The 10,591-nt window shown below is 40.1% G+C and carries 11 protein-coding genes and 2 pseudogenes; 8 read left to right on the top strand and 5 right to left on the bottom strand.

From position 1 onward, the window contains the following. Window positions 1-174 precede the first annotated feature (174 nt). A complete protein-coding gene (locus PS3_RS10850; RefSeq protein ID WP_222843308.1) occupies window positions 175-237 on the bottom strand; it encodes a putative holin-like toxin in 63 nt (20 codons plus the stop codon). 203 nt (window positions 238-440) lie between these two features. Between PS3_RS10850 and PS3_RS07500 the strand changes: the two genes are divergently transcribed. Both PS3_RS07500 and PS3_RS07495 read left to right on the top strand, forming a co-directional pair. Then, window positions 441-968 (top strand): alpha/beta fold hydrolase, encoded by a 528-nt coding sequence (locus PS3_RS07500; protein ID WP_040468629.1) that lies wholly within the window; start codon window positions 441-443, stop codon window positions 966-968. Window positions 969-1,089: 121 nt separating this feature from the next. After that, window positions 1,090-1,674: a recombinase family protein gene (locus tag PS3_RS07495; RefSeq protein ID WP_007122540.1), complete on the top strand. Its 585-nt coding sequence runs from the start codon at window positions 1,090-1,092 to the stop codon at window positions 1,672-1,674. 592 nt (window positions 1,675-2,266) lie between these two features. On the opposite strand, the gene PS3_RS07490 is transcribed toward PS3_RS07495, so the two are convergent. From PS3_RS07490 to PS3_RS07475, 3 genes are all read right to left on the bottom strand, one after another. Continuing rightward, window positions 2,267-3,103 carry a type II toxin-antitoxin system RelE/ParE family toxin gene (locus PS3_RS07490; RefSeq protein ID WP_100207300.1) on the bottom strand — a complete coding sequence of 279 codons (837 nt, stop codon included), beginning with the start codon at window positions 3,101-3,103 and terminating at the stop codon, window positions 2,267-2,269. Further along, window positions 3,104-3,388 (bottom strand): type II toxin-antitoxin system RelB/DinJ family antitoxin, encoded by a 285-nt coding sequence (locus PS3_RS07480; protein ID WP_040468628.1) that lies wholly within the window; start codon window positions 3,386-3,388, stop codon window positions 3,104-3,106. Between the two features lie 214 nt (window positions 3,389-3,602). Continuing rightward, complete coding sequence (locus tag PS3_RS07475) at window positions 3,603-5,363, bottom strand: MFS transporter (protein ID WP_007122539.1); 1,761 nt, start codon at window positions 5,361-5,363, stop codon at window positions 3,603-3,605. A gap of 164 nt (window positions 5,364-5,527) precedes the next feature. Here PS3_RS07475 and PS3_RS07470 point away from each other — a divergent pair, with 164 nt between their 5' ends. Together PS3_RS07470 and PS3_RS07465 are read left to right on the top strand one after the other, a co-directional pair. Further along, window positions 5,528-6,112, top strand: a complete 585-nt coding sequence (locus tag PS3_RS07470) for a TetR/AcrR family transcriptional regulator (protein WP_007122538.1) — start codon at window positions 5,528-5,530, stop codon at window positions 6,110-6,112. Between the two features lie 3 nt (window positions 6,113-6,115). After that, a pseudogene (locus PS3_RS07465) lies at window positions 6,116-6,523 on the top strand (recombinase family protein); the annotation flags it as partial. 68 nt (window positions 6,524-6,591) lie between these two features. On the opposite strand, the gene PS3_RS07460 reads toward PS3_RS07465, so the two are convergent. Continuing rightward, window positions 6,592-7,956, bottom strand: a complete 1,365-nt coding sequence (locus PS3_RS07460) for an MFS transporter (protein ID WP_007122536.1) — start codon at window positions 7,954-7,956, stop codon at window positions 6,592-6,594. Window positions 7,957-8,081: 125 nt separating this feature from the next. Here PS3_RS07460 and PS3_RS07455 point away from each other — a divergent pair, with 125 nt between their 5' ends. The 4 genes and pseudogenes from PS3_RS07455 to PS3_RS10685 form a co-directional block, all read left to right on the top strand. Continuing rightward, window positions 8,082-9,182, top strand: coding sequence for an ArsR/SmtB family transcription factor (locus PS3_RS07455; RefSeq protein ID WP_040468626.1), 1,101 nt, complete (start codon window positions 8,082-8,084; stop codon window positions 9,180-9,182). A gap of 20 nt (window positions 9,183-9,202) precedes the next feature. Next, window positions 9,203-9,829, top strand: a complete 627-nt coding sequence (locus tag PS3_RS07450; protein ID WP_050950891.1) for a helix-turn-helix domain-containing protein — start codon at window positions 9,203-9,205, stop codon at window positions 9,827-9,829. Continuing rightward, on the top strand, window positions 9,795-10,379 hold the full coding sequence (locus tag PS3_RS07445) for a DNA-3-methyladenine glycosylase I (protein ID WP_007122535.1): 585 nt from the start codon (window positions 9,795-9,797) through the stop codon (window positions 10,377-10,379). Before PS3_RS07450 ends, PS3_RS07445 begins: the two co-directional genes overlap by 35 nt. A 15-nt stretch (window positions 10,380-10,394) precedes the next feature. After that, window positions 10,395-10,591 (top strand): annotated as a pseudogene (locus PS3_RS10685) (DNA/RNA non-specific endonuclease); the annotation flags it as partial.

Raw genomic sequence — 10,591 nt, 5'->3', positions numbered from 1 at the left:
AACTGATTAAAAATAGTCGAAAATCAGTTATAGTCATGCTATAATGTAGACAGAGAAAGGGAAGCCCCGCTAGAACAGGACTTCCCGCGCAAGCCGCTTCAAAGGCGGTGGCATTAACATTAGACTAGATACTAGTCGTCCTGTAACCTGCCAAAGTTACACAGGGCGGCTTTTTTATTTGTGGTGCTTGTCGATATAGCTGAGGAGCGCGATCAAAAACGTGCCAAACAGCAACATCAACGAGAGTGTCTGGAAGACGCTCATCGACTGTGAAACCTTCCTGAAGATTATTCCATGTTCCCATGGGCCTCACCTCACAAGGGAAAAGACAGCCATCGCCCTTAAAACTTCTTGCTTAATCTATTATACAGGTAATTTACTGCATGACCAAGCGCTCAACAACTATTAGCGTAATTATCAATGATGGGAGGGATTTTTTAATGAATGCAATCATTTTTCATGGGTCAGCACCGCATGCTACAGCAGATAAGTTTTGGTATAAAAACATTGCTCATAGTTTAAACGCTTTAGGAATATCAACAATTGTGGCAGATTTACCAAAGCTTGATCAAGAATCGCTAACAGATACACTCGTTAAAATTAGAGAAATGAACTTAGGCATTAATCAAAACACAATTTTAATCGGCCATTCTGCCGGAACAAATATTATCTTAGCTTTACTTGAACAACTAACAAAACCAGTTAAAGCTGTCTATTTGATTGCTGGCTATTGTCAACCTAATGGCATGCGTCACACAACCTTTAAAAAATCATATGATTGGAAGACAATCAAGAAGAACTCAAATGAGTTTTATATATTCAATTCATTTAACGATCCTTTCAATTGTAATGAAAAGCAAGGAAGAAGTTTATTTGACCATTTGGGTGGAACACTTATTTTAAGAAATGATGGTCACTTTACCCAAAAAAAGCTGCCATTATTAATGACGCTACTGCAACAATACTAATCCCCCCTTTAGAAAAGTATATTAAACGGCCACTAGGGTATACCCTATTGGCCTTTTTTATTTCTGTGCTATACTAGGAATTACAAATGTTCATTAGAACTGTCCAAAAGGAGAATCGGAAATGGCTAAAATCGGTTATGCGCGTGTGAGTTCCAAGGAGCAACATTTAGATCGACAGTTAGCGGCTTTAAAAGACGTTGATAAATTATTTACGGATAAATTAAGTGGGGCTAACACTAATCGGCCAGAACTGCAAAAAATGCTGGCCTATATTCGTGAGGGTGATATCGTCCTGGTCACTGAATTAGATCGCTTAGGCAGAAACAACCAGGATTTAACTAAGATCATGAACACCATTCAAAATAAGGGGGCCACCCTAGATGTGTTAAATTTGCCGTCCATGACAGGGATTGCTGACCCAAATTTACGTCAACTGATGACGAACTTGATTATTGAACTCTATAAGTATCAGGCCGAAAGTGAACGTAAGCGAATCATTGAGCGCCAGCAGCAAGGGATTGCCTTAGCTAAGCAGCAGGGCAAATATCATGGACGCAAACCCCAATACACCCAAGACGATCCCCACTTGCAACATGCTTTTAAACTTTATCAGGCGGGCATGAGTGATGTAGATGTGGCTCGTAATACCGGGATTAAACGGACGACCTTTATCAGGTATCGCAAAAAGTTTAATATAAAAAGATGAGACTTATATGTCAGTGACGTGTACCCCCAAAATTAAAAACCGTTTTTATAAGCAGCAAAACTATTTTGAGAAAATGACGGGAATCATGTTAGAGTGGTATCATTTATTAATCGGAATGCAAACAACTGTGCTTCTTACCATAGTTTTTTGGGAATAGCGGTTTTACTAATTGATGACTTAATTCGAAGTAAGGACCTGCCGATAAATCAACATCCTACTATTTCATTTGGTGTTAATTTCTTTCTCTCGAATATAACCTATGCGTCAATTATAAAGTCTGGTCTACTGCAACGAGCTTTCTTGGCCCCTAAATCTAAAGAGAGCGTGTATTGAAATCCAAGGATTTCGATACACGCTCTCGCTTTTTACTACGTCTCCTTCTAGCAGAGATTAGAAATGAAAACAAAAATCCACCCGGCGCGACGAAGACGGCGGGTGAAAGTGGAAGGCCGGATTGGGCCTATCCCAGGGAAAGCAAGGCCTTGTAAAGGTCGTTGACCTTCGTGGGCATGTAGTCGTTCATCATCATGATCTGGTGGGCGTCCCCTGGGAGTAGGTAGAGCCAGTGGCGAAAATCATGGAAACCATCCTTTCATTCTTGCGTATCTTCGGAAAGCCGGAAGGTATCGACGAACTGCTTGTATTCCGAGCTGGAAGTTCCAAAGGATTCGAGGCCATAGAGGCCAGCGGACGAGTAAACGACCTCTCGACGCATGATCACCGAGGAGTCCTCGCTATCGTGACCGGTGTAGGAAATGGCCATATGCCCGTCCACGGTGGTGAAGGAATACTTGTCAATCTGCAGAAGACGAGCGACATTGGTCAAGACCTTACGTTTCTGCGCGTCATTGAACCCCTTGGAGTCCTCGACTTGCTTCCGGGTGAATTTGGTGACGGACACAGCGTAGTTGATGTGATCCTTGTCATTGACCGTCGAATAGCGGGCATAAGCGCCGGTGGGATCCTTATAGGTGTCCTTCTCCGGAACGCCCGGGAAATAGACGGAATAGCCCAGATCCTTGGACGTGAACTTCTTCCAGCCCTGGGGGGCAGTGACGGAGGAAGTGGCTTTGTTCGCCGATGGGGCAGTCGACTGGGAGGAACCGCAGGCGGCCAGACCTGTCGTGAAAGCCATCGTTGCTATGACAGCGGAAATCCGCCTGAAAGACCTTTTCATATCAAACCTATTTTTCTTTCTTGTCGTTTCTTGCTTTTCCATTGTAACACCTTCTAAAGTATGCGGATAAAAATAATCTGGAATGGTTTTATCTTCAATTAAACACTGAATAATATATTTCCAAGGACTCCGCTCTTGATCATCAAGCTCTTGAGGTAGTGAACTTTTAAATATTGAACGCCACTTGGGGTCTTGGCGCCGCTTTTTGAACTGTTTTTTAAAAGCTTTGGTATATTTAATTACTCTTGCCATTTATTTTGAAGACTCCAATGCGTCATCGGAGCTAAGCAATTGATCTAATTCTTTAAGGTTACGGGCTTCGGGTAGCTTTTCTTTTTCAGATAGATCATCAATAACTTCTTGAATCGAATTTTTTAACTGCCGATTAGGGATTGAATAATATTTAGGTAAACCATCATGAGCAACTGTTGTTAATGTCATGCGCATAAAATCAGAAATTGTTAGACCATGATTAGCCAATACGTCTTTGGCTTTACTTTTAATAATTCCGTCAATTCGAGCTTCAATTCTTGCCATTCTCATCACCTCAGTAATATTGTACGTTATCTGGCGTACAAATCCAACCGTATTTAACTAGGTTAAACTCTTTACAGAACGAGCAAAGATTCTTACATTAAAGACAACCATACAGCGTACAATAGCCTCAAAAGTCATCACTTTTTATTTCTTAAAGTGACAACTTTTGAGGCTATTGTACGGCACCTTATATCCCCGAGGTACCTTTTTTAATTCAACTTTTTAATGACTTACGATCTGTCAACAAAGCAATCGGCGACAGAATCAATACAATCACCGCGCCTACTAAGTAGGTATGACTGAAGGCCCGGCTGATTTGTTGATTCTTAGTATGCTTAATTTTTCTCAAAGCTATCGTTAAAGCTTCTTTTTGTGCCAATTGTTTGAGACCTACTAACAATTTTTTCTGACCCTGGCTTATTTTCTGAAGTTGCTGGTTACCCGCTTTTAAGTTGTCAGTAGCTAGTGCTAACTTCTTCTGGGCTTGGTAGACCTGGTAAAGATCGGTTCCCTTTTGGGGCTGTGGTAAATCAACTTGAGATTTGGCCGCTTGTTTAAGGGCACGTCTTAGGTTCGTCTGTTTGTTTTTAGTTGTTAATTTGGCTGATTCAGTAGTGGAAAATAGGCTATTCAATTGTTGATGAACCACTTTGTTTACTTTGGGTGATAATTGCTGTCGATCAACAATTTGAATGGCATCTTGATGAATATGCTGCTTAGCTGTATTGACATTATTATCAAGGACTGTTACTAGAATTGCAATTCCTAAACAGGTGCCAATTTGACGCGCTGCGTTAACAATTCCCGAACCAATCCCACTTTTATTTTTTGGCAAATGCTTAACCGAGGCCACTAACGAAACCGAAGAGAACCCAAAACCAACACCATGAATCACCAGAAAAGTAATGATAACAGCTTTGGGCGTTGTGGTGGTGATAAACGACAAGAGGAGTAAACTAGCTGCCATGACTAAGAGACCAATCAAAGTAACCGGAACTGCGCCAACTTGATCAAATAACTTAGTTCCCAAAGGCATCGCTACCATGATTGTTAAGGAAACTGGAACAATAATTAGGGCCGCATGTAACGCTGTATCGTTCAGAACGTCTTGTAAAAAATAATTTAAAATCAGGGTGGGACTAACTAACGTAAAGCCAGTTAAAAAGTAAACTAAACTAGAAGCAGTTAAGGTTTTTTCACGGAACAAATCTAATTCAAGTAGTGGGTGTTTGACTTTGCTTTCGATAAAGATGAACAATCCAATAGCTAATACGCCGCCAATGAGGGTTCCTAATATGATGCCCGATTGCCAACCATATTGGCGGCCTTCTAGTAGGCCAAAGGTTAAACCACCCAAGCCTAGTGTTAAAAGTATCGTTCCTGGTAAATCAATTCTCCCCGCCAAAGATTCGTCATATGATTCCCTCACCCCCATAGCTATAATTAGAAAGGCTGCAATGGTTAAGGGGACATTAATGCCGAATACCCAGCGCCAAGAAGCATATTTAATAATCACGCCACCAATCGGTGGCCCCCCGGCAGCGGCTAAAGCCGTTACCGCGCCCACAACGCTAGCAATTTTTGACATATGCGCTTTGCCAAATATTTCAATTCCCATTGGTAAGACAATCGGGGTGATAATGGCACCGCCTAATCCTTGAAAAAATCGAAAGGCAATCAATTCTGGTAATGACGTTGCCAGCATACAAGCCGCTGAAAAGCCGCCAAATAAGGCTAATCCTAATAACATAATTTTTTTACGACCATAACGATCAGCAATCTTTGAACCCGTGATCATAAACACGGCTAAGGCTAACGTATAGATGGTGGCAACCCAACTTGTATCAGTTAGACTGGCATCGAAATGGGTCATAATTTGGGGTAAAGCAATGTTGACGATGGTACTATCTAAGGTACCCATAAGTATCGCAATGGTTAACCCGATGAAACTGATAATTTTAGTAGCTTTTGTCATCTATCAAGCGCTCCTTTCGGTAACAGATGAATATAAAGGAAACATTTGTTACTTTTATTCGCAGTCTTTAGTATAATTAGCCCTAAGCATTAAATCAATCCTTATTGGCTAAGTGCTACAGATTGCTATAATTTGTTACCGATAGTAGAGGAGATGTTAATAAAATGAACGGCAAGCAGCGTATGGTTGAACAGTCTAAGCAATGGTTATGTGACGCCCTTATAAATTTAATGACGAAAGAGGACTTTCAGGATATTTCGATTACTGAAATTGCCCAAACCGCTGAATTATCGCGAAAAACATTCTATCATTCTTTTAAAAATAAAGAAGCGGTCATTAATTACCTGTGTGATCAGTTGTTCGATCAGTACTTTGAACAATTACTCCAGCAGAAACCGCAGGTAGGGGAACCGATGTTAAAAACTACTTTTGATATTTTTTTTAATTTTTGGTGGCGAAAACGGGATTTAATTCAATTATTGATCCGCCAAGGCTTATTTGATCACGTGAATGAAATTTGGCAGCAAAAAGCAATCCCTCGTTATCAACAGTTTGCAGCTCCTTGGCATGTTCATGGCACTCCTACCCAAGTGAATTATGTGATGGCTTTGCAAATAGGTGGTTTAACTAATATTCTACGTGTCTGGTTAGGACAAGATCAGCCTGAGCCACCAGAACAAATTAAGGATCTAATGTTGTTGGCTGCTCAGCAATTAGCTGATAGTTTAAATACAAATCAGATTAGTTAGACAAGAAACGATCAGGATTTAACTAAGATCATGAACACCATTCAAAATAAGGGGGCCACCCTAGACGTGTTGAATTTGCCGTCCATGACGGGAATTGCTGATCCTAACTTGCGTCAATTGATGACTAACCTCATCATTGAATTGTATAAGTACCAGGCTGAAAGCGAACGTAAGCGGATCATTGAGCGTCAGCAACAAGGGATTTCCTTGGCCAAAAAGCAGGGTAAATATCATGGGCGCAAGCCTCAATATGCCGAAGATGATCCGCGTTTACTACATGCTTTTAAGCTTTATCAGGCGGGCATGAGTGATGTAGATGTGGCCCGTAATACCGGTATTAAGCGAACAACTTTTATTCGATATCGTAAAAAATACGGGATCAGGGGAAACAGGGAACACCCTTTCAGTTAGGCAGTGCTAACTGAAAGGGCGTTCCCTGTTTGTCTACTCAATAATCTTAACTAGATTAGTAAATCCATTTAAATGTTTTTAGAATATAAAAAATTTATTAAAATGTCAGCAATGACAATGATGACTACTACGAATAAAGCCAAATACCAATTTGCTTGAATCCCGAGGAAGAGATTAGGGGAGGTTAAATTAATCAAGGTTGATCCTATAGCTGTACCACTTGCAATGGCAATATTTTGCACCATTCGTTGTAGTGAACCGATTGTACCTTGGCTGTTAGCGGAACCTGATTGCATGATATTGCCAATATTAGCTGGCTGAAAATAACCGCCACCGACACCAAATAGGAACAGGCAACTAGTTACAACAATTGGCGGCCATTGAACACCAACTAAAAGCAAACCAGCAAAGGCTAGTGCAATAACCACGAGACCCCAACGGCTAAACTTCTGATTTTTGGAACCGTCATTTTGACTACCAGAAACCCGTGAGAAAATGACTAATCCAACCGGTGCACCTAGGACTAATAGTCCCGTTACTCCAACGTCTATATGCATAACCTTTTCGAAAAGAAAGGGCGGAATTAAAAAGACAATTGCCGATGCAAACCCAAAGACTGCGGTTTGTAGCAGATATAGCCAGATCTTGGGGGCTTTAGAAAGAGTTCGGAAGTCTACTAGAGGCTCATTTAGTCTAAATTCAAATGTATAGAAGCATACCCCTAAAACTAATCCACAAATAATTAGTGGAACAGCCAGCTTGAAACTAGTTGCCTTACTGAGAAGCGAAAAACCAGCCAATAAACAAATAATCATTGTGGCATTAATAATGCTACCCGAGAAATCAAATCTTTGCTTCGCAGTATTTTCATGAATTTGGTGAATCAATAAGTAATTACAAATCAATCCTAATATTGCGAAAGGCACATTGATCCAGAAAATTAATCGCCATACATTTAAAGCTAAAAAGAAACCGCCAATTGATGGTCCTAGAATAGGACCCAAGCCAATCATGATTCCTAGTATCCCCAGAGCCTTGGAGACACGGTCGTGATCCATAAGCGTGGTGATTAGAGCAGCTGATGTTGCTTGTAAAGCAGCTGCGCCAATCCCTTGAATAATCCGAAAGATAATCAGACCCGAAATATTAGTCGCTAACCCACATAAAATCGATCCGAAACCAAATATTAGTAATCCGGTCAAAGAAACTTTGAGCTTACCAATTTGATCGCTTAGATAACCGAAGGGCAAAATCAACACTGCTAAGCTAGTTGTATAGCCAACTACACTTAGAGCAGCAATACTGGTAGTCGAGTGAAACTGATGCTGCAAAAAAGGTAACGCAACATTAATAATTCCAGTATCTAATGTCGAAAGTAACATTCCCATGCCAGCAATAAGAATGATTAAGTGATTCTTAGTTTGCTTAGTCATTATACACACACCTACTATCATTAATCATAAAAAGGACCTCCCTTGAATTACTGTAATTTCATGATAGAATTGTTTTTAAGTACAATCAAACGATTCTACAATTTTGAAATTGAAAGGCAACATTTATGACTATTAAAATTAAGTTCGGCAACTATGCCTGTCAAACCAATGAAACCCTTACTCAACGAATTCAGTTTGTATATTCTCCGCTAAATGAATTGTTTAGAAGCCTACATGTGCTATTGAACCCCCGTCACCATGGTATGAACATCGATTGGGCACTGGAAGCACAACGATCCTTAACCGACGATTTTTTTAATCAACTCCACTATTTTGAATTAATTTATGAATTAGGAACGCCGCCAATATTTTTTAATAACTTTGAACAGCTAACCGCGAACTTAGATGATGAAATCGACAATTTAAAACAATTTTTATCTCACGAGGATCCACAAGTTGTCGTCAAAGGCTTGGTACAGGTTGCTCAACAGCGCGAAAATCAATTTATTCCTAAAATGGCTAAAAGCTTGGAGTGGCGAGATTATCAACCAACTAATCCACACCAACTCTTAAAAGACTTGCGCGTTAATCCTGCCAAGGTTTATGAGCAGCTATTTGCATTTATTGCAGATTATCGAAACCGAGTTTTTGATCAAACTTGGGTAGACCGTTCTCTTAGCCAATTTCTGGTTAATGAAATTAAAGATCAGTCAAAATATTTACGAGATAATGGCTTTGTCAAGCTTGTTAATCATCTGGAGGTTGATCGATTGCATTGGCAACAAGATCAACTAATCGTCACTAAACCATTTGACCAGCAAATTGATTTAGGAAACCACGATGTCATTTTATTGGTACCAAGTTATTTTGTTTGGCCGCATCTTTTTGTTGATCGTTTTGCCGGCGGAGTAACTATTACTTATGATGCTCTTAATAAAATAAAAACTAAGGTGAATCCAGATGAGTTAGTCAGTGTATTTAAGGCTTTAAGTGATCCGGTTCGATTGCGAATGCTGAAGTATTTAGCTGATGAACCCCTAACAACTCAATCATTAGGTCAGATTATGACCATGAGTGCATCTACGGTGTCCCATCATTTAAAGCTTCTAAAACAAGCTAGGTTAGTCAAAACTCAAAAGGACCGTAAATTTGTATTATACTCCCCGACTAGCTTAATTGCCGATCTCATTCCCGGGTTCTATTCATATTTAAATCAAGAAAATTAATTTAAAGGAAGATTTTAAACATGTTAACTGAAAAAATACTATCAACATTAAGTTGCCAGAGATTTTTGACTCTCAATGAGATTTGCAAAGCGACTAATATTGACCATCTGATTGGCCAACAACAGCTAAAAAAATTAGAGAAGGACCGATTAATAGAGCGACGTTTCTTCGCCGGCAGAAGTTACTTCAAATTAACTGACGTAACCAAATCGACATCTGATCTGGGGAAAAAAACGTGGGATAAGCTGTCTCAGCGGAAATTAGCTATTCAGATTGGTCAGGCCAGAACTTGTTATCATCATTTAGCTGGACAGGCGGGGGTGCAACTATTCCAATGGTTGAACCAAAACCACTTAGTTGAGAAACTATCTTTGGATCACTATGTTTTAACTGCTCAAGGGAAACGTCAATTTAGCCATTTTCTAGTGGAATCAGTCCAGCAAACGCGTTTGCAGACGTGTATTGATTTTTCGGAACGCCTACCCCACTTATCGGGATCGTTGGGAACCAGACTACTATCGCAATTGGTTAAAAACGATGTGGTTGCATTAACTAGTAAGCGTCAGATAAGAATTAATATTCCTTTGGCACGTTGGTTTAAGGAGGATTTTCTTGAAGACAAATCTAACCAGATGTTCATGGGCTAATACGGATAATGCTCTTCTAAGAGACTATCACGATCATGAGTGGGGTCGGCCCTGCCATAATAACCGAATGCTATTCGAACTATTGTCTTTAGAAATTATGCAAGCCGGATTAAGTTGGCAGACGGTGCTCAATAAGCGGCAGGCTTTGAAGGCTGCATTTGAAAATTTTGATTATCGAACAATTCAAATGCTAGACTCCCAACTCCCCCAATTGTTGACTAATGACAAGATTATTCGAAACCGACGGAAAATCTTAGCAATTATTTCTAATGCAAGGATTATTGATTCACTCGAAACTCAAAATAAATCATTCAATCAGTACCTCTGGGACTTCATCAAGTGGACACCAATTCAACATCATTATCAATCACATAAAGATCTACCCAGGACCGATCAAACTGCTAGGCGAATTAGTAAGCAAATGAAGTCAGATGGTTTTAAGTTTACGGGTCCGGTCGTTATATATTCTTTTATGCAAGCTGCTGGGTTGGTCAACGATCACGAAATTTCCTGTTACCGCTACAAGGAAATTACCCAAACGCACGGATAATAACTGGGAATTACGACCGCTTACCTGGATTCAAAAAATGCGACGAACGCCAGTTTAAGATCCGACCAAACGGTTCAACCAACTGGTTGGCACGCCAACCATGGTCGCACCCAAATATATAATCAGGGTCATTTAATTGCCTATTCAATTTCCAAAGGAATTGATGGTGATGGTAAATATAATTCAAGTTTAGCGACCGGGGATCAGAACAA

Origin of the sequence: Limosilactobacillus gastricus PS3, from assembly GCF_000247775.1 — a bacterium.
GTDB lineage: Bacteria > Bacillota > Bacilli > Lactobacillales > Lactobacillaceae > Limosilactobacillus > Limosilactobacillus gastricus_A.
Note: the sequence above shows the minus strand (reverse complement) of the source record. Positions and strands in the feature narration are given on the sequence as shown.